Source organism: Streptomyces xingningensis (assembly GCF_054957865.1).
The window spans coordinates 37,681-56,137 of the sequence record NZ_JBDJPF010000046.1 but is presented as its reverse complement, the minus strand read 5'-3'; the positions used below and the strand labels follow the sequence as shown (position 1 = coordinate 56,137).

Below are 18,457 nucleotides of genomic sequence, written 5' to 3'. Positions count from 1 at the left end.
GAACCAGTGACCTCTTCCGTGTCAGGGAAGCGCTCTCCCGCTGAGCTAATCGTCCTTGGAGGTGGAGACGGGATTTGAACCCGTGTAGACGGCTTTGCAGGCCGTTGCCTCGCCTCTCGGCCACTCCACCAACGGAGCGGGGGTTCGGGAAGATCCCCCACAGAGCGGACGACGAGATTCGAACTCGCGACCCTCACCTTGGCAAGGTGATGCTCTACCAACTGAGCCACGTCCGCATGCCTCCCTCGGACCCGGTCCGAGAGGTGCCTTTGCCGTTTCGCTTCCGCGTCCCGGCGACGTGTTGAACTCTAGCGGATTCCAGCGCCAGCTCAAATTCCGTTTCCGCAGCGTGCTGCCCTGTTCTCCGGCGTTCTTCGGCGTTCTTCGGCCCGGTCCACCCCTGATGGCCGCGCCATAGACTCTTTGACGTGCACTACCTTCCCTCGATGGCCCGCTTCCGCGGCCTCCTCGCCACCGATCTACGCGATGTCACCAGCGACCCGGCAGCTCTGGAGTCCAGGGGCTGGTGGGCGGTGGTCGTGGATTTCGAGGGAGGCATCACCTGCGCCCGCTTCGGTGACGTGCGCCCCGCCCCGCCCACTGCCGCGGATGGATGGCGGGGGCCTGCCCCCGAGACCTGGATCAGCTCCCTCGACCACGGCGCCTACACCGCGGGCGTGCGGCGCATACGCGAGCACATAGCCGCCGGTGACGTATACCAGGCCAATCTCTGCAGGGTGCTGAGCGCGCCGTTGCCCGACCCACCCACCGCCGATGTGGACGCCCTCGGCGCGCTGCTCGCCGTCGGCAACCCCGCCCCCTACGCCGGCACGGTCCGGCTGCCCGCTCATGGTGTGGAAGTGGCCACCGCCTCCCCCGAGCTGTTCCTGCGCCGAGCCGGTGACACCGTGGAATCCGGACCGATCAAGGGCACCGGCCGCATCGCCGCCGACCTGCTGGAAAAGGACCACGCCGAGAACGTGATGATCGTGGACCTGGTCCGCAACGACCTGGGGCGCGTCTGCGCCACCGGTTCGGTGACCGTCCCTGGACTCTGTGTGGTCGAGCAGCATCCCGGCCTGGTTCATCTCGTCTCCACCGTGCGGGGCGACATAGCCGATGGCGTCGGCTGGGCAGAGCTTTTCGCCGCCGCCTTCCCACCGGGCTCGGTGACCGGTGCACCCAAAACCAGCGCGCTGCGGATCATCGAATCCCTGGAGACCATGCCCCGCGGGCCCTATTGTGGGGGAATCGGCTGGGTCGACGCCGACCGGGGCACGGGCGAGCTGGCGGTGGGTATCCGCACCTTCTGGATCGACCGCACCGCACCCGGTGGTGCCGCGCTGAGATTCGGCACCGGAGCAGGTATCACCTGGGGCTCCGATCCGGAGCAGGAATGGGCCGAGACCGAACTCAAGGCGGCCCGGCTGCTCGCGATAGCTTCGGGCACACACCGGCTGCTGGGAAGGACGAAACGGTGACGACGATCTGGCTCGATGGCGCGCTCCATGACGAGCGCAGTGCTCGAGTCTCGGTGTTCGATCACGGGCTCACGGTCGGCGACGGGGTTTTCGAGACCATCAAGACCGTGCATGGCCGTCCCTTCGCCATGACCCGTCATCTCGCCAGACTCGGCAACTCCGCTCGCGGCCTGGGGCTGCCCGAGCCGGACCTCGAAGAGGTACGCCGGGCCTGCACGGCGGTACTCGAGGCCCGCCCCATGCCGCTGGGCCGACTGCGGATCACCTACACCGGCGGCGTCTCCCCACTGGGTTCCGACCGCGGCACCACCGGTCCCACCCTCCTCGTCGCTCTCGGCGAGGTCCGGCGCAGGCCCGACACGACGGCCGCCATCACCGTCCCTTGGACCCGCAACGAGCGCGGCGCCCTCGCCGGTCTCAAGTCCACGTCATATGCCGAGAACGTCGTCGCCCTTGCCAGAGCGAAGGAGCACGGCGCCACCGAGGCGCTGTTCTCCAACACCGTGGGCGAGCTCTGTGAGGGCACCGGTTCCAATGTCTTTGTTGTCGTCGACGGGGAGCTGCACACTCCGCCGATTGCCTCGGGTTGCCTGCCCGGGATCACCCGCGCACTCGTCCTGGAATGGGCCGACGTCAAGGAGACCGAGCTGCCGATGGAGGTGCTGGACCGGGCCGATGAGGTCTTCCTGACCTCCAGTCTTCGCGACGTCCAAGCCGTCCAAGCCGTCGACGGCCGTCGGCTCTCCGGTGCACCGGGCCCGGTGACCGCGAAGGCCATGCGGATCTTCGACGAGCACGCCGCGGCCGATCTCGATCCGTAGACCCGATCCGACAAAGCCCATGACGTGGCGGGCATGGGGCAGGTACAACACCAACGTGACCACTACCCTGCGGCCCACCGCACCCGAGCAGCGCACCGACGACGGCGGCAGGTCTCGTTCGTACGACGTCTGTGTCAACGGAAGGCCCGTCGGGCGGGTCGACCTCGCCGCGAGCACCGCTTTCGGGCCACGAACCGGCCGGATAGCGCGGCTCGACATCGACGAGCAGGACCGGCACCGAGGGCGTGGCACGGTTGCCGCCCTCGCCGCCGAGGAAGTACTGCGCGACTGGGGCTGCGGCCGGGTGGAAGTGAGCATCCCGGCCGCCGCGGAGCCCGCGCTGGAGCTCGCCGCGACGCTTGGCTACACCGAGAGCAGTCGCGAGCTGGCGAAGTCGCTCACCACCTCGCCCGACCTGCCCGCGGGCAGTGTCGTACGGCCCATGAGCCAGGCCGAGTTCCCGGCCTGGCAGACGGCCGTGAAAGCCGGCTATGTGCAGGCCTGGCTGGACCGCGGGGTGGCCCGGATGGACGCCGAGGCCAAGGCGGAGCGGGACCACGCCACCTTCCTGCCGCTCGGCCTCGCCACGGCCGGCACCGCCCTGCGTATCCTGGCCCACCATGGCACGGACGTCGGCACGCTCTGGCTGGCGCAAACGGACCGTGGCGGCTACGTGATGTACGTCGAAGTCACCCCCGGGCACCGCGGCCACGGGCACGGCCGGACCCTGATGCTCGCCGCCGAGCGCGAGATCCTGGCGGCCGGAGCGCCCACCCTCGCCCTGAATGTCTTCGCCGGCAACACCCCGGCCCTGCGGTTGTATGCGTCACTCGGCTACGAGCCGACGCACCACTATCTGCACAAGGTTCTGCTCTAACCGTCCAGCAGCCGGTCGGCGATCTCCTCGATCCGCTCGCGCAGTCCCTCCTGGCTCTTGCCGCCGTCCAGCCGCTCCCCGTCGATGACATAGGTGGGCGTGCCCGTCACGCCGATTGCCTTGCCTTCGGCCTGGTCCGCGTCGACGATCAGCAGATGCCGGCCGTCGATCAGCGCGGTGTCCACTTCCTCGGGGTCCAGCCCCAGCTCGCCTGCCACCTGGACGAGCAGTTGCTCGCCCCGGGTGTCCAGCTCCTCGGTGCGAGCCAGGACCGCCTCGATGTACGGCCACCCCTGCCCCTGCTCGGCAGCCTCCTCGGCGGCCTGGGCGGCGGCGTACGCGTGCCGGTGCTTCTCCAGCGGAAAGTGCCGCAGCCGGATCTCCAGCCGCGCCCCATAGCGGGCGCGCAGCGCACGGAGGTCTTCGAGGGCCGCACGGCAGTCGGGGCACTGCAGCTCGCACCAGACGTCGAGTACGGCACGGGAGGTGTTGGTGTCGCTCATGGGGTCAGTCTCCCAGTCCGTACGGAGGAACGGGATCTAGGCCCAGGGGAGGAGAGAGCCCCTTACTCGACCCGGAGTTCTCCCTGAGCTCCCATCTGATCGTGGCATGTATGGCTCCGGCAGGTGCAGGATGGAGGAGGAGACCAACATCGGCAGGAGGATCGGATGCTGACCGAGACCGTATGCGCCGCGGTGTCCGCGGGCGGCCTGGGCATCGCCCTGCTGACGGCGTACCGCAAGCGCTTTCTCACCGCGACCCGGATAGCGGCCTACTCCCTCATCCCCATCGGGCTGGTCATGACGGGGATCGTCAAGGCGGTCACCAAGCTGGCCTTTGACCCGGTGGCCTGGGTGGGCGTCGGTATCCTGGCGCTCTCCGCCTTGCTGTTCCTGGCGAGCAAGGCAGCCGGGCGCCGTGGCACCGGCAGCCGGAAGGAGCGCAAGGCGATGGCCGCCGCACGCGACGATGCCGTGGCACCCGCGGCCTCCGCGGCCTTGCCGGGGTCGGCCCAAACGCCGGAGCGCTCGAAGAGCAAGGCTCGGCCCAAGTCCGGCGGCGAGGACTTCTCGGACATCGAGGCCATCCTCAAGAAGCACGGGATCTGACGAACTCCCGCGCACAGCTGGCGTGTTGGTAAAACGGTCGCGGCGCGCTGCGCCATGATCTGCCGGAGATGAACGACGAACCAGCAGACACGGCCGAGGAATCGCGCGGCTGTCTCTTCGCCTTGTCCCAGCCGCCGTTGATGTTCTTCCTCGCCTTTGTGGCCACGCTGATCCTGCTGACCGCCGTCCATGACCTGTACCGCTGGTGACGCGCACGCTCAGTCCGCGGCCTCCCGTTGGCGTGCCCGGTATGCGGCGACGTGGAGTCGGTTGCCGCATATGCGGCCATCGCAGTAGCGGCGCGAGCGATTGCGGGACAGATCGACGAAGGCGCGCCCGCAGCCCGGTGCCTCACAGCGCCGCAGTCGTTCACGCTCGCCCGCGACGACGAGGAACGCCAGCGCCATGCCACCGTCCGCCGCGAGGTGCTGGGCGAGGGAAGCGCCGGGCGCGAAGTAGTGCACATGCCAGTCGTAGCCATCGTGGTCGGTCAGCCGAGGTGTGGTCCCTGCCTCGGCGACCAGGGAATTGAGCAGCGCAGCGGTGGCGGGGGTGTCAGCAGCATCGAAAACTTGAGCGAACCTGGTGCGGATCGATCGCACGGCGAGCAGATCCGCATCCCGGAGGTCATCGATGCCGCTTATGGCGTTGCGCTCGATGAACGCCCGCAGCGCGGCGAGATCCACCAGGCTGTCACCGTTGGGATCTCCCGGAGCTCGAGGAGTTTTGGGTGCGGTGTTCAGGAGGTCGACGACGGCGTCGAGCGCGCACCGGGTGTCGTGGTTGATCAGCACGGTTCGTTCGCTCCCTGGCCGGACGGATAGGGCGGCAATTGTTCGACTGCGAGCCACTGACCTTACTGGTTCCGGCCGTGCCACCACGCGAAGGTGCCGTCACCGCGACGGATTCCGCGGTGACGGCACTGGTGGGATGCCCTTATGCGAGACGAGTGCGTGTGCTGGGTGCGGGCCGCCTCCCCGAGTGGGCGGCGCGCTGTGAACTGTTTCGCCCGGTTTCAGCTCTCGGCCAGAATGTGCGAGAGCTCGGTGTCCAGATCGAAGTGCCGGTGCTCGGTGCCGGGTGGGACGGCTGCGTCGGTTCGCTTCAGAAACGACTCCAGGGCTCGCGCCGGAGCCTCCAGCAGGGCCTCGCCCTCGGGGGAGCTGAGCGCGATGCACACGACGCCCTGGCCGTGGCTGCGGGACGGCCATACACGGACGTCGCCGGTGCCGGTGGGCCGGTGCAGGCCCTCGGCGAGCAGATCCCGGGCGAAGACCCACTCGACCGTCTCTTCGGCTCCGGTATGGAAGGTGGCGTGCACGGCATACGGATCGGAAGTGTCGTACCGCAGGCCTGCGGGTACAGGCAGTGACGATTCACTCGACACAACGAGGCGCAGGTGCAGCTCACAGCTGACCGTGGTGTTCATAAGCGCCAGGGCCTTTCGCTCAGTGTGCGCTCGGGGGTTCGCACGTCGGCGAAATCGACATGCCACCTACGGTGCCGTTGTAAACCCCTCTGCCCGTTTTGGGGCTCTTCGTATACCCCGGACGGCCGACCGTCTCCATCGCGAATGCACCCATTCCGGTGAGATCGCAGAGCTCCACCGCATTGACCCCCCGGACACGGAGAGTGATGGCTGCTGGTTTGCGCCCGGAGCGGATGGTTCTGGGCATCGCCTGACATGCGGTAATGTTTGCGATGCGCCCGGGTGATTAGCTCAGCGGGAGAGCGCTTCGTTCACACCGAAGAGGTCACTGGTTCGATCCCAGTATCGCCCACACCAATGGACCGAGGGTCCGACAAGGGCAACTTCCTTGCGGACTCTCGGTTTTTCGTATGCGCTGGCACGCATGGTCCGGCATCCGAAAATCGCGCTCAACCACTACCGCTTCCGTGACGATTGGCCGCTCGACGTGCCGCCGGACACCGTCTACGCGGCCCTGGAAGCGGTGGCCGGCTATCCCTCCTGGTGGCCGCAGGTTCTGGAGGTGGCCCAGGTGGACGAGAAGAGCGGTCTGGTGCGCTTCCGCTCCTTCCTGCCGTACGAGCTGGCCGTCACCGTTCGAGAGAGCCGCCGCGATCCACGCACCCGGGTACTGGAGATCACCCTGTGCGGCGATCTGGAGGGGTGGGTGCGCTGGACGGTGCTGCCGTGCGGTGCCACCGGAGCCCTGGCCCGGTTCGAGCAAGAGGTGGACGTACGCAAACCGTTGATGCGGCGCCTGGCAATGCCGGGGCGGCCGCTCTTCATCGCCAACCATGCCTGGATGATGCGGGGCGGGCGGCGCGGACTGCGGGCGCTGTTGGGCCGCGGCCCCCGGGAGATTTGATGGGGAGCCGCCGCGCCCTGTATTGTTCAGTGCGTTCCGAGGGCTGGCGAAAGCTTCCAGGACCCGGCGGAAATCCGGGCGATTAGCTCAGCGGGAGAGCGCTTCGTTCACACCGAAGAGGTCACTGGTTCGATCCCAGTATCGCCCACCCCGGGAGGCCGGTCCGTCAATTGACGGACCGGCCTTGTGCGTTGCCGTCACCTCAGGCGGCCGCAGGCAGCCGTGGCCGTAGCGGCCAGGCCGGATCGCACTCCTCGTTCGAGCCGTTCCGTGCGAACCAGGCCTGCAGGCCACGAGCCTGCGCCGCATGCCAGACCATCTGCCGTGAGTGCAGCTCGGCCGGGCTCAGCCGCTCCAGACGCGACGCGAACCGGCGGCCTATGGTCCGTACGACCTCCAGAGCCGCCGTTGCATCGGCGGCGGCATCGTGTGCCCCCGTCAGTTCCACGCCGTAGTGCGCGCACAGATCCGTCAAGGTGCGATGGCCCTTGCGATAGCGGTCGAGGTGTTTGTCGAGCACCCAGGGATCCAGGACGCATAGCGCGATGCTCCCGAGATAGCCGGCCAGCGGCTGGGCCCGGTGCCGCCGCAACTCGCGGTCCAGCAGGGTCAGATCGAACGGCGCGTTCATCACGACCAGGGGAACGCCACCGGCCGCCTGGTCGGCCACCGCCCGGGCCAGCTCCTCCATCACCGGTGCGGGCCACCGTCCGTACCGCTGCAGATGGGTGTCGGTCAGACCGTGTATCGCGGTCGCCCCCTCGGGGACCGGAACTCCCGGATTGATCAGCCAGCGGGTGGCCACCGGCGAGGCCCCTGCCTGTGACTGCATCACGACGGCCGCCGACACGATCCGGTCGTGCTCGACATCGACCCCGGTCGTCTCGGTGTCGAAGGCGGCGAGTGGTCCCTCGAACCAGCACGGCATGTCACAACTCCTCGCGCTTGCCCGGCAAATGGCGTGTTTCCCCCTCCCCGCGAGGTGATACCCGGTCATCCGGCGAGTCGAACCGCCCCCGTTTGCCGGGGAGTTCGGGTGGAGACAACACACTTGTACGGACCAATGGACCGGTGAGCCCGGAAGGTGTTTCGGACATGGCGCTCGCGCAGCCCGACCCGGCCGCGCCGGCGAGGAGGCTGCCGACCGGGCGGCCCGCACCACGGCGCGGCGCTCTCGCCACCACCGCGTGCATGGAGACCCTGCAGGTCGGCTATTTGCACGCGGTCGCCGCGGCGGCGGGCTGCTCCCTCGCGCAGCCCTTCCCCGACTACGGCATCGACTGGCACGTCAGCCACAGCGCCCCCGGCCACACCATGGACGACGAGGTCACCATCAAGGTGCAGCTCAAGTGCACCTACCAGCTGAGTCCTCGGCTGCCCGGCCGGTCCTTCCCGTTCACTCTCGACAACGATCACCTCGCCAAGCTGGCCCGCACCCCGGTATCGGTGCACAAGATCCTGGTGGTGATGGTGGTGCCGCGTACCCGGGACGACTGGCTGCTGGTCGGGCACGACCGGCTTGAACTGCGGCACTGCTGCTACTGGGCCAATCTGGCGGGGCGTCCGGTGACCGGCCGGCGCAGAACCACGGTGCGCATCCCCACCTCGCACGTCTTCGACGACCACGCCCTCTGCGAGATCATGACGCGGGTCGGGGCGGGAGGGAGACCCTGATGCCACGGCCCGCTGCCGACCCGGTGGACCCCGCCGTCCTGGGCGCCCTGCTCGCCCGTCATGGCTGGCGACGGCGCGGGGGAGCCGCCCGGCACTACAGCCGCTGGACACCGCCCGAATCCACCGGGACCAGCGTGCTCGTCCCGGAGAGCCATGCCTTTCCCGACAGTGCCGATCTGCTCACCGAGGCCCTCACCGCCCTGGAGCGCAGCGCCTCTCCGTCGGCCCGTCAGATCCTCGTTGCACTGCGCGTGCCCAGCGATGAGATCCGCTGGTGCCGAGACATCCCCGAGCCCCAGGCCCCGGCCGTCGCGTGGACCGCGCAGGAACGGTTACGGGCCGGTGCCCGCGCGATGCTGCTCGCCGGGGCGCTGGCCGCCGAGGGCCGGGCCGGCTACCACGGCGCCCGGCACCGCCACCGGGCCGAGGCCGTGCTGGACCGGCTGCGGGCGGGTCCCGTCCGTTCCGGCCGTGAGCTGGCCGTCTTCCTGCCGATCGGGCCCGACGACCCGGATGGGCGCCCGGCCGTCGCCGCCCTGCTGCGCGCGCTGCACGCGGCCCGCGACGCCACCGACTACCAGCGGGCCACCGGGCGGTCGGAGGCGTTCGACGCGGCGGTGGAGGCAGGGGTGTGCCAGGAACTGACCGAGGCCATTGCCATGCTGGTCAGCGGCTCGGAGGGGATCCGGGTCAGGGTGGACTGGGCCCCGGCCGCCGGACCACCCCGGGGTTTCGCGGCCCGGCCCGAGCCGGTGGAGTTCTCTCCGGGCGATCTTCAGGCGCTGCGGGAGGCCGGGGCCCGGTACATACGGGACGAACCATCGGTGCCTGTACGGCTCACCGGAACCGTGGTGCGCATGGGGCGTGAAGCCCCGTGTGGGGCTGGAGTGGTCCGATTGCGGGTGCTCTCGGGGGCGGAGGTGACCGAGGTGCGCGTGGAGCTCGGCGAGGACGACTACCGGATCGCGGGCCAGGCCCATCTGGTGGGCCTGCCGGTCAGGATCAGCGGCAGACTCCAGAGCCGGGGCGGCTTCCGGAGGCTGACCGAAGGAGGTGAGGTGACGCCCGTACAGGTCGATGAGGCGGAGCGGGACCGGCTGCTCAAGTCGCTCCAGGCGAGCTTCGACGTCTTCGGGGAGCGGAACGACGGCGTCTGACCGCTTCGCGACCACGGCACCGGGCTCGGTACGATTCAGGCGCGCAGCATCCGCTGCCGCATCCCATGAGTCAGGAGAGTCCGGTGTCAGACGTCCGTGTGATCATCCAACGCGATTCCGAGCGGGAAGAACGCGTGGTGACCACGGGCACCACGGCGGCCGATCTCTTCGCCGGCGAGCGCACCATCGTCGCCGCACGCGTGGCGGGCGAGCTGAAGGACCTGGCCCACGAGCTCGCCGAGGGCGATGAGGTCGAGCCCGTGGAGATCTCCTCCACGGACGGTCTCGATATCCTGCGGCATTCCGCCGCGCACGTCATGGCCCAGGCCGTGCAGGAGCTGTTCCCCGAGGCCAAGCTGGGCATCGGCCCGCCGGTCAAGGACGGCTTCTACTACGACTTCGACGTCGAGAAGCCTTTCCATCCCGATGACCTCAAGCTCATCGAGAAGAAGATGCAGGAGATCATCAAGCGGGGGCAGAAGTTCTCCCGCCGTGTGGTGACCGACGAGGCGGCGCGCGAAGAGCTGGCCGACGAGCCGTACAAGCTGGAGCTGATCGGGCTCAAGGGCTCGGCCTCGCACGACGACGGGGCGGACGTCGAGGTGGGGGCCGGAGAGCTCACCATCTACGACAACCTGGACGCCAAGACCGGGGAGCTGTGCTGGAAGGACCTCTGCCGGGGGCCGCACCTGCCGACGACCCGGGTGATTCCGGCGTTCAAGCTGATGCGCAACGCGGCCGCGTATTGGCGTGGCAGCGAGAAGAACCCCATGCTGCAGCGCATCTACGGCACCGCGTGGCCGTCGAAGGACGAGCTGAAGGCGCACCTGGAGTTCCTGGCGGAGGCGGAGAAGCGGGATCACCGCAAGCTCGGTGCCGAACTCGACCTGTTCTCCATCCCGGAGCAGATCGGCTCGGGCCTGGCGGTCTTCCACCCCAAGGGCGGCATCGTCCGCCGGGTCATGGAGGACTACTCACGCCGCCGGCACGAGGAGGAGGGGTATGAGTTCGTCTACACCCCGCACGCCACCAAGGGGAAGCTCTTCGAGCAGAGCGGCCACTTGGAGTGGTACGCGGACGGTATGTACCCGCCCATGCAGCTCGACGAGGGCGTGGATTACTACCTGAAGCCCATGAACTGCCCCATGCACAACCTGATTTTCGACGCGCGGGGGCGGTCGTACCGCGAACTGCCTTTGAGGCTGTTTGAGTTCGGGACCGTCTACCGGTACGAGAAGTCGGGCGTGGTGCACGGCCTGACCCGGGCCCGCGGCTTCACCCAGGACGACGCGCACATCTACTGCACTCGCGAGCAGATGGCGGACGAGATCGACCGGGCGCTCAACTTTGTGCTGGGTCTGCTCCGCGACTACGGCCTGAACGACTTCTACCTGGAGCTGTCCACCAAGGACCCGGAGAAGTTCATCGGCTCGGACGAGGTCTGGGAAGAGGCCACCGAGACGCTGCGCAAGGTGGCGGAGAAGCAGGGCCTCGAGCTGGTCGCCGACCCCGGTGGCGCGGCCTTCTACGGCCCCAAGATCTCGGTGCAGGCGCGGGACGCGATCGGCCGCACCTGGCAGATGTCCACCATTCAGCTGGACTTCAATGTGCCGGAGCGCTTTGACCTGGAGTACACCGCGGCGGACGGCTCCAAGCAGCGTCCGGTCATGATCCACCGTGCGCTGTTCGGATCGATCGAGCGGTTCTTCGCGGTGCTGCTGGAGCACTACGCGGGCGCGTTCCCGGCGTGGCTGGCGCCGGTGCAGGCGGTCGGCATCCCGATCGGTGACTCGCATGTGCCGTACCTCCAGGAGTTCGCGGCCATGGCGAAGGCCAAGGGGCTGCGGGTGGACGTCGACGCGTCGGACGACCGGATGCAGAAGAAGATCAGGAATGCCCAGCGCAGCAAGATCCCGTTCATGATCATCGCTGGCGATGAGGACATGGCCAACGGCGCCGTGTCCTTCCGCTACCGCGACGGTTCGCAGAAGAACGGGATTCCGCGTGACGAGGCGTTGCAGGAGATCATGGATGCGGTGGAGCGGCGGATCCAGGTGTGACCTCGGCTCCGCGCCGGCGGAGAGGATCCGTTGAGGGGCGGCCCAAGGCGGGCCGCCCCTCTCTGCACCCACCCCCACCCGGGCGAATATGCTGCTCAACATGACGAGTGAGCCGGAGCAGCAGATCGGAGTAGGGTCCCCGGACGCCTTTCAGCGCCTGTGGACGCCCCACCGGATGGCGTACATCCAGGGGGAGAACAAGCCGACCGGCCCGGGGGCCGATGACGGCTGCCCGTTCTGCGCGATCCCGGCCAAGTCCGATGAGGACGGGCTGATCATCGCCCGAGGTCAGCGGGTGTATGCGGTGCTCAATCTCTATCCGTACAACGGCGGCCACTGCATGATCGTGCCGTTCCGCCATGTCGCCGACTACACGGACCTCGACGAGGCCGAGACCGCCGAGCTCGCCGGATTCACCAAGCGGGCGATGACCGCGCTGCGTGCCGCTTCCGGGGCGCACGGCTTCAACATCGGTATGAACCAGGGCGTGGAGGCCGGTGCCGGCATCGCCGCCCACCTGCACCAGCACATCGTGCCCCGCTGGGGCGGTGACACCAACTTCATGCCCGTCGTGGGCCACACCAAGGTGCTGCCCCAACTCCTCGCGGACACCCGGAAGATGCTGGCCGACGTCTGGCCGGCGGCCTAGGCATCCTCCGAGCCCGCAAAGGACACGAATTATAGCCAAACCGAGAAAATCGCTTAAAAACTGGACATAAACGCTCTAATGGTGCGGTGACCTTCCTTCACCGCCGTACCGTGCTGCGTGCAGCCGCGAGCGGTGTCCTCGCCGGAGCGGCGGGGGCACCGCTCGCGGGCTGTGACGAGGAACAGCAGGCCCGGCCCGTTCGGACCGGCCGGGTACGGGCGCCCGTTTCGCCGGTACCGGCAGTGCCGCCCCGGCTGCCTCCACTGCCCGCCGGGCTTCCCGCGCAGATCGACCACGGTTCCCGCCGGAGCAAGGCGGTGGCGCTCACCTTTCACGGCCGCGGAGACCCGGGATCGGCCACCAGCCTGCTGACGGAGGCGGAACGGGCCGGGGCGCGCATCACCGTGCTGGCCGTCGGCGACTGGCTGGACGCGCAGCCGCAGCTGGCGCGCCGGATCCTCGACGGCGGGCATGAGCTGGGCAATCACACCATGCGCCACCTCGACATCTGCTCGATGAGCGGCAAGGCCGCCTACGCCGAGATCACCGAGTGCGCCGACCGGCTGCGGCGGCTCACGGGTGGCATCGGGCGCTGGTTTCGCCCTTCGCGCGCTCGGCGCGCCACCGATCAGGTGCTCCGGCTGGCGCGCAAGGCCGGTTACCCGCACGTCCTCTCGTACGACGTGGATTCCCTCGACTTCACCGACCCGGGTGCGACCGCGGTCCGGCGTACCGTCCTGAACGCGGTACGGCCCGGGTCGGTCGTGAGCCTGCACTTCGGGCACGCCGGCACGGTCGCCGCGCTGCCCGCGATCCTCGACGGCCTGCACCGCCGCGGTCTGCGTGCGGTGACGACTACGGAGCTGCTGACCCGATGATCCCGTTCTCGCACGTTCGTCCCCGTCCACGTCGGGTCCGCCAGGCCGTGCTGCTGGCCCTCGCCGGCGCGCTGTTGGCCGTCTCCGGCTGTGGTGATCACGACAGCGGTTCCGAGGCGGCCGACCGGCAGTCGCGTCAGCACCCCAGTCAGGGAGCGGCGCGGGGCATGCCGCAGGGGCTGCCGGGGATGCCGCCGCTGCTCGATCCGAACGACCTCTATGCCGCCGACCGGCCGAACGCCCTGTCGCCGGTGGTCAGGAATTTCCCGTCCCGGGTCTATGTACCCAACACCGAGTCGGACACGGTCAGTGTCATCGATCCCAGGACCTACAAGGTGGTGGAGACGATTCCGGTCGGCTCCCAGCCGCAGCACGTGGTGCCGTCCTGGGATCTGAAGACGCTCTGGGTCAACAACGACCGCGGCCATACGCTCACTCCGATCGATCCGGCCACCGGCAAGGCGGGCAAACCGGTCGACGTCCATGATCCGTACAACCTCTACTTCACCCCGGACGGCAAGTATGCGGTGGTGATGGCCTCGATGGACCGTGAGCTGGTGTTCCGGGACGCGCACACCATGAAGCGGATGAAGACGGAGCCGGTGAGCTGTCTGGGGGTCAACCACGCGGATTTCTCGCCGGACGGGCGGTACTTCATCGTCTCCTGTGAGTTCTCCGGGGAACTGCTCAAGGTCGACACGGCCCGGATGAAGGTCATCGGGCAGCGGAAGCTGCCGTTCGACGGCGCGATGCCCCAGGATGTGAAGATCTCCTCGGACGGCAAGACCTGGTATGTCGCCGACATGATGGCCGACGGGGTGTGGGTGCTGGACGGCGACAGATTCACCGAGCCCTGGCTGATGCCGACGGGCAAGGGCGCGCACGGACTCTATGTGAGCCGGGACTCCAAGTCGATGTACATCTCCAACCGGGGCGAGGGCTCGATTTCCGTACTCGACCTGGCCAGCCGCAAGTTGGTGCACAAGTGGGAGCTGCCGGAGGGGGGAAGCCCGGACATGGGCGGTGTCTCGGCGGACGGCAAGGAGCTGTGGCTGTCGGGTCGTTACAACAGCGAGGTGTATGTGATCGACACCAGGGACGGGCATCAGATCGCCCGGATCCCGGTGGGAGCCGGTCCGCACGGACTCGCCGTCTATCCACAGCCGGGCCGCTACTCGCTGGGCCACACCGGGATCTTCCGATAGGCCCAACTCGACTCCTGCTCCGGGCAGGCCAGGACACCGGCTCCGATCCGCGATGCCTGACCGAGGGCATCGGCCACCGGGACAAGCTCCGCCACGGTTCCGCTATGCGTTGTAGACGTCGGCCTGGCGCGGTGCGGGGTCCTGGACGGCACCGCTGAGGAAGTTCGCCCGGTTGCCGAAGCGTTCGATGTTCACGCCGTGGTCGCCGAGCACACGCAGTGCCGCTTCGTGCACCACGCGCAGGACCGGGGTGGCGGCGCGCAGCGCGTCATCGGCCATGAACCGGTGGCGCCAGGGCTTGTCGGCCCAGGAGTGGCGCAGGCCGAAGGGCTCGGGAAGGACCAGCTTGCCTCCCCAGTGTTCGAGCAGGGGCGGGAACCAGGTGAGGGGCGCTCGTGCGGCGAGACGGACGACCTCGCGGGCCTCCACGACGGGGAGGGTGCGCTCCCAGGTCTCCCAGAACTTGATGCCCTTGCGAAAGGACTTGGTGCGGTTCTTGGGCTTGCCGTTGAAGACAGGGTGGATGGGGCCCAGAGCGTGGCCGGTGACCTCGATGCGCAGGGTTTTGTGGAGGACGGTGACATTGATGAGCAGGGTGATCACCAACTGTCCGTCCCAGAGTACGAATTGGACGCCGAGGTAGTGGCGGTCGCCGCTGCCGAAGTGCTGTTCATTGCAGATCTTCTGGAGCTCGGCGCCGCGTATCTGGTAGGAGCCCTCCTCGGTGCCGGCCGGGCGGGACACCGCGCCGGCGCCCTCGCCGATGGGGGAGACCACCCAGTGCTCCACGAACGGCGGGGTGAGGCCGCCGGTGTTGACGGGGGTGCGTTCCAGCAGTCGCAGCTGGTCATGGACGGCGCGCATGATGTCCCAGCTGCGGAAGGGATTGATCTCCTTCTCGGGGTCGGCGGGCACCAGTTCCTCGGCGAGCTGCCAGCTGCCCCACCGGGTGCCCATGCCGAGTATGCCCTTGGGCCCGGCGTAGAAGACGACATTGCTCTTCTGCTCGGCGGAGAGCCGCTCCAGGCCCTGGCGCAGCTGCTCGGCGGCGCTCTCGCCGGGGGCCTGTGGCACGGCCTCGGGGATCTTCGCGCCGACGCCGCCGCCCTCGAGCAGCCCGGTCCAGCGCTCGCGCAGGTCCCGGGCGGTGCGTTCGCAGATGATCTTGGCCCAGGCCCAGCCGATGACGGGGGCGACCAGCATGGCGCGCAGATAGATGCCCAGGAAGCCGGTGAACGGCAGCTTGATCATAAAGATGACGGCGAGTACCGCGAGGACGCCCAGCAGGGCGATGCCGAAGGCGCCGACGCGCTTGTTCTGTGCTCCGGCGATCCAGCGGCGCAGCTGGAAGGCGGCGAGCCAGAGCAGTACGCCGGGCAGGAAGAGCAGCCCGAACAGGACCATGAGCAGGGTGAGGCGGACGTCGCGCAGTTTGCGGATGCGGGTGGCGGCCAGGCAGTGCTCGACGATGACCTGGGGTTCGGTGCCGAAGGACTGGATCAGCGGTTTGCGGCCGCTGCCGAGCATGCGGGTCTGCACGGCGCGGGAGAAGGCCTCGCCCAGGTTGGGTTCGAAGAGCGATATGCGGGGTGCCTTGACGGAGGAGGTGGCCCAGTCGGAGTTGGCCTTGAGGAGTTCATCCATCGGGCCGTCGCGGTAGGCGGCCGAGGCCAGTGCCTGGGTCGCCGCGGTCTGGCCGGCGCCGCCCGCGATCGGGACCTGTGCACCCGGGCTGAAGTCAAAGCCGTCTGCCACTGCTGCCCCCCAATGCCGCGTGCACCCACTGCGGCGGCGTGCTCCCGTCCGCCGTCCGCGGCAGATGCCGCGGGCCGCCTGCTCAGCGTAATGGCGTGAGCGGCCGTCTGTCGTCGGAGATCGGAAAGCCGCCCACCTCGACCCGGCCGGGGTGGGCGGCTTGTGAACTATGCGCCGTTCTCGGCTTGTTCACGGATGCGGTCCGCGAGCTGTGGCGGCATCGGTTCGTGCCGGGCGTACGAGCGGCTGAACCGCCCGGTGCCGTGCGACAGGGAACGCAGGTCCACCGCATACCGGCCGATCTCGATCTCCGGGACCTCGGCCCGTACCAGGGTGCGGCCGCCCGCGGACTGCTCGGTGCCGACCACTCGGCCGCGCCGCCCGGACAGGTCGCTCATGATCGGGCCGACGTATTCGTCGGCCACCAGCACCCGTACCTCGGCGACCGGTTCGAGGAGGTGGATGCGGGTCTCGGCGGCGGCTTCGCGCAGGGCGAGGGCGCCGGCGGTCTGGAAGGCGGCGTCCGAGGAGTCCACGGAGTGCGCCTTGCCGTCGAGGAGGGTGACCCGCACGTCGACCAGGGGGTGGCCCGCGGCGACACCCCGGGCCGCCTGGGCCCGTACGCCCTTCTCCACGGAGGGGATGAACTGCCGGGGCACGGCGCCGCCGACGACTTTGTCGACGAATTCGATGCCGGATCCGCCGGGCAACGGCTCGACTTCGATCTCACAGATGGCGTACTGGCCATGGCCGCCGGACTGTTTGACGTGCCGTCCCCGCCCGGACGCCTTGGAACCGAAGGTCTCGCGCAGCGAGACCAGGTGGGGCACCACATCGACCTGTACGCCGTAGCGGGTGCGCAGCCGCTCGAGTGCCACTTCCCGGTGCGCCTCGCCGAGGCACCACAGGACCACCTGGTGGGTGTACTGGTTGTGTTCGAGCCGCATGGTGGGATCTTCGGCGACCAGCCGGGCCAGGCCCTGGGACAGTTTGTCCTCGTCGGCCTTGCTGTGTGCCTGGATGGCGACGGGCAGCAGCGGGTCGGGCATGGCCCAGGGATCCATGCGCAGCGGGTTGCCGGTCGCGGACAGGGTGTCGCCCGTCTCGGCCTGGCCGAGTTTGGCGACGCACACGATGTCGCCGGCGATGGCCTGGCCGAGCAGCCGCTGGTGTTTGCCGAAGGGTGAGGACAGGGCGCCGATCCGTTCGTCGGCGTCGTGGTTCTCGTGCCCGCGCTCCTCCAGGCCGTGTCCGGAGACATGGACGGTCTCGTCGGGGCGCAGGGTGCCGGAGAAGACCCGCACCAGGGAGATCCGGCCGACATACGGGTCCGATGAGGTCTTGATCACCTCTGCGCCGAGCGGGCCCGCCGGATCGCAGGTCAGCGGGGGGCGTGGGGTGCCGTCCAGGGTGGTGACGGCCGGGGCCTCGCGCTCGGTCGGGGTGGGGAAGCCGCCGGTGACCAGCTCCAGCAGTTCGACGGTGCCCAGGCCCTGGCGGGCGCCCTCCGGCGCGGGGGCGGCGGCCAGCACGGGGTGGAAGGTGCCGCGGGCCACGGCGCGCTCCAGGTCCTCGATCAGGGTTTTGACGTCGATCGCCTCGCCGCCGAGGTAGCGGTCCATCAGGGTCTCGTCCTCGCTCTCGGCGATGATTCCCTCGATGAGCCGGTTGCGGGCCTCCTCGAGCAGCGGCAACTGTCCGTCGTCGGGCGCGCTCTCGGTTCGTTCGCCCGAGGAGTAGTCGAAGATCCGCTGGGTGAGCAGTCCGATGAGACCGGCCACGGGACGGTGTCCGTCGGGGCCCTCCGGGCCGTGCAGGGGAAGGTAGAGCGGCAGCACACTGTCGGGGGAGTCGCCACCGAAGGCGGTACGGCAGGTCTCCGTCATCTGTTCGAAGTCCGCCCGTGCCGCTTCCAGATGCGTCACCACGATGGCGCGCGGCATGCCCACTGCCGCGCACTCCTCCCAGAGCATGCGCGTGGCACCGGTGACGCCCTCGGTGCCCTCCGCCGCCGAGACGACGAAGAGTGCCGCGTCCGCCGCGCGCAGCCCGGCCCTCAGCTCGCCGACGAAGTCGGCGTAGCCGGGGGTGTCGAGCAGGTTGACCTTGATGCCGGCCCAGTCCACCGGAACCACGGCCAGCTGTACCGAGCGTTGTTGACGGTGTTCGATCTCGTCGTAGTCGGACAGTGCCCCGCCGTCCTCGACGCGGCCCGCCCGGTTCACCGCGCCGGTGGCCAGCGCCAGCGCCTCGACCAGGGTGGTCTTGCCGGATCCGCTGTGGCCGACCAGCACCACATTCCGTATGCTGCCGGGCCGGTCGGCCGTCACTGCTCTGCCGGCGGCCCCTGGGTGGGTAGTCGTCTTCTCGCCCATGTGTCTCGCCTCCCGGTTGACACCTGCGGTCCTTCGAGCTTTCCACCACGGTCACGCTGCGTCCATACGTCGAACACGGAGGC

The 18,457-nt window shown here is 68.9% G+C and carries 18 protein-coding genes and 4 tRNA genes; 14 read left to right on the top strand and 8 right to left on the bottom strand.

All coding sequences use genetic code 11. The annotated features are described in order from the left end of the window. Positions 1-56 precede the first annotated feature (56 nt). Both ABCR83_RS22725 and ABCR83_RS22720 read right to left on the bottom strand, forming a co-directional pair. Positions 57-130: transfer RNA gene (locus ABCR83_RS22725), tRNA-Cys, on the bottom strand. Between the two features lie 33 nt (positions 131-163). After that, a tRNA-Gly gene (locus ABCR83_RS22720) sits at positions 164-236 on the bottom strand. 210 nt (positions 237-446) lie between these two features. On the opposite strand from ABCR83_RS22720, the gene ABCR83_RS22715 reads away from it, so the two are divergent. Genes ABCR83_RS22715 through ABCR83_RS22705 form a run of 3 tightly spaced genes read left to right on the top strand, consistent with a single transcriptional unit; the run spans position 447 to position 3,179 of the window. Beyond that, entirely contained in the window at positions 447-1,481 is a 1,035-nt protein-coding gene (locus ABCR83_RS22715; RefSeq protein WP_462696977.1) for a chorismate-binding protein, read from the top strand. Continuing rightward, on the top strand, positions 1,478-2,302 hold the full coding sequence (locus ABCR83_RS22710) for an aminotransferase class IV (protein WP_462696975.1): 825 nt from the start codon (positions 1,478-1,480) through the stop codon (positions 2,300-2,302). The genes ABCR83_RS22715 and ABCR83_RS22710 overlap by 4 nt, the downstream gene beginning before the upstream one ends. 55 nt (positions 2,303-2,357) lie before the next feature. After that, complete coding sequence (locus ABCR83_RS22705) at positions 2,358-3,179, top strand: GNAT family N-acetyltransferase (protein WP_462696974.1); 822 nt, start codon at positions 2,358-2,360, stop codon at positions 3,177-3,179. Here the strand turns inward: ABCR83_RS22705 and ABCR83_RS22700 are convergent. Continuing rightward, positions 3,176-3,682: a DsbA family protein gene (locus tag ABCR83_RS22700; RefSeq protein WP_462696973.1), complete on the bottom strand. Its 507-nt coding sequence runs from the start codon at positions 3,680-3,682 to the stop codon at positions 3,176-3,178. The genes ABCR83_RS22705 and ABCR83_RS22700 overlap by 4 nt on opposite strands. A 165-nt stretch (positions 3,683-3,847) precedes the next feature. Here ABCR83_RS22700 and ABCR83_RS22695 point away from each other — a divergent pair, with 165 nt between their 5' ends. Together ABCR83_RS22695 and ABCR83_RS22690 are read left to right on the top strand one after the other, a co-directional pair. Continuing rightward, entirely contained in the window at positions 3,848-4,288 is a 441-nt protein-coding gene (locus ABCR83_RS22695; protein ID WP_462696972.1) for a hypothetical protein, read from the top strand. A gap of 68 nt (positions 4,289-4,356) precedes the next feature. Further along, entirely contained in the window at positions 4,357-4,497 is a 141-nt protein-coding gene (locus tag ABCR83_RS22690) for a hypothetical protein (protein WP_462696971.1), read from the top strand. Positions 4,498-4,506: 9 nt separating this feature from the next. Here the strand turns inward: ABCR83_RS22690 and ABCR83_RS22685 are convergent, their stop codons facing one another. Together ABCR83_RS22685 and ABCR83_RS22680 are read right to left on the bottom strand one after the other, a co-directional pair. Next, the gene (locus ABCR83_RS22685) at positions 4,507-5,082 is read right to left on the bottom strand and encodes a CGNR zinc finger domain-containing protein (RefSeq protein ID WP_462696970.1); all 576 of its coding nucleotides are present in this window, start codon (positions 5,080-5,082) and stop codon (positions 4,507-4,509) included. 221 nt (positions 5,083-5,303) lie between these two features. Beyond that, a complete protein-coding gene (locus ABCR83_RS22680) occupies positions 5,304-5,717 on the bottom strand; it encodes an SsgA family sporulation/cell division regulator (protein ID WP_004942301.1) in 414 nt (137 codons plus the stop codon). 280 nt (positions 5,718-5,997) lie between these two features. On the opposite strand from ABCR83_RS22680, the gene ABCR83_RS22675 reads away from it, so the two are divergent. The 3 genes from ABCR83_RS22675 (at position 5,998) to ABCR83_RS22665 (ending at position 6,769) form a co-directional block, all read left to right on the top strand. Beyond that, positions 5,998-6,069, top strand: a tRNA-Val gene (locus ABCR83_RS22675). Between the two features lie 72 nt (positions 6,070-6,141). Next, entirely contained in the window at positions 6,142-6,621 is a 480-nt protein-coding gene (locus ABCR83_RS22670; RefSeq protein WP_462696969.1) for an SRPBCC family protein, read from the top strand. A 76-nt stretch (positions 6,622-6,697) separates the two neighbouring features. Then, positions 6,698-6,769: transfer RNA gene (locus ABCR83_RS22665), tRNA-Val, on the top strand. A gap of 54 nt (positions 6,770-6,823) precedes the next feature. Here the strand turns inward: ABCR83_RS22665 and ABCR83_RS22660 are convergent. Then, the gene (locus ABCR83_RS22660; RefSeq protein ID WP_462696968.1) at positions 6,824-7,549 is read right to left on the bottom strand and encodes an exonuclease domain-containing protein; all 726 of its coding nucleotides are present in this window, start codon (positions 7,547-7,549) and stop codon (positions 6,824-6,826) included. 167 nt (positions 7,550-7,716) lie between these two features. Between ABCR83_RS22660 and ABCR83_RS22655 the strand changes: the two genes are divergently transcribed. The 6 genes from ABCR83_RS22655 (at position 7,717) to ABCR83_RS22630 (ending at position 14,244) form a co-directional block, all read left to right on the top strand. Next, positions 7,717-8,295: a DUF4365 domain-containing protein gene (locus tag ABCR83_RS22655; RefSeq protein ID WP_462696967.1), complete on the top strand. Its 579-nt coding sequence runs from the start codon at positions 7,717-7,719 to the stop codon at positions 8,293-8,295. Then, positions 8,295-9,452, top strand: a complete 1,158-nt coding sequence (locus ABCR83_RS22650) for a hypothetical protein (protein WP_462696966.1) — start codon at positions 8,295-8,297, stop codon at positions 9,450-9,452. The genes ABCR83_RS22655 and ABCR83_RS22650 overlap by 1 nt, the downstream gene beginning before the upstream one ends. 83 nt (positions 9,453-9,535) lie before the next feature. Next, the gene (gene thrS / locus ABCR83_RS22645) at positions 9,536-11,512 is read left to right on the top strand and encodes a threonine--tRNA ligase (RefSeq protein ID WP_462696965.1); all 1,977 of its coding nucleotides are present in this window, start codon (positions 9,536-9,538) and stop codon (positions 11,510-11,512) included. 88 nt (positions 11,513-11,600) lie between these two features. Continuing rightward, on the top strand, positions 11,601-12,161 hold the full coding sequence (locus ABCR83_RS22640; protein ID WP_462696964.1) for an HIT family protein: 561 nt from the start codon (positions 11,601-11,603) through the stop codon (positions 12,159-12,161). Between the two features lie 86 nt (positions 12,162-12,247). Then, positions 12,248-13,039, top strand: coding sequence for a polysaccharide deacetylase family protein (locus tag ABCR83_RS22635; protein ID WP_462696963.1), 792 nt, complete (start codon positions 12,248-12,250; stop codon positions 13,037-13,039). Beyond that, positions 13,036-14,244 carry a YVTN family beta-propeller repeat protein gene (locus ABCR83_RS22630; protein ID WP_462696962.1) on the top strand — a complete coding sequence of 403 codons (1,209 nt, stop codon included), beginning with the start codon at positions 13,036-13,038 and terminating at the stop codon, positions 14,242-14,244. The genes ABCR83_RS22635 and ABCR83_RS22630 overlap by 4 nt, the downstream gene beginning before the upstream one ends. Before the next feature lie 102 nt (positions 14,245-14,346). Here the strand turns inward: ABCR83_RS22630 and ABCR83_RS22625 are convergent, their stop codons facing one another. Together ABCR83_RS22625 and ABCR83_RS22620 are read right to left on the bottom strand one after the other, a co-directional pair. Then, positions 14,347-15,999: a hypothetical protein gene (locus tag ABCR83_RS22625; RefSeq protein WP_462696961.1), complete on the bottom strand. Its 1,653-nt coding sequence runs from the start codon at positions 15,997-15,999 to the stop codon at positions 14,347-14,349. Positions 16,000-16,166: 167 nt separating this feature from the next. After that, positions 16,167-18,374, bottom strand: a complete 2,208-nt coding sequence (locus tag ABCR83_RS22620) for an elongation factor G-like protein EF-G2 (RefSeq protein WP_462696960.1) — start codon at positions 18,372-18,374, stop codon at positions 16,167-16,169. Positions 18,375-18,457 lie beyond the last annotated feature (83 nt).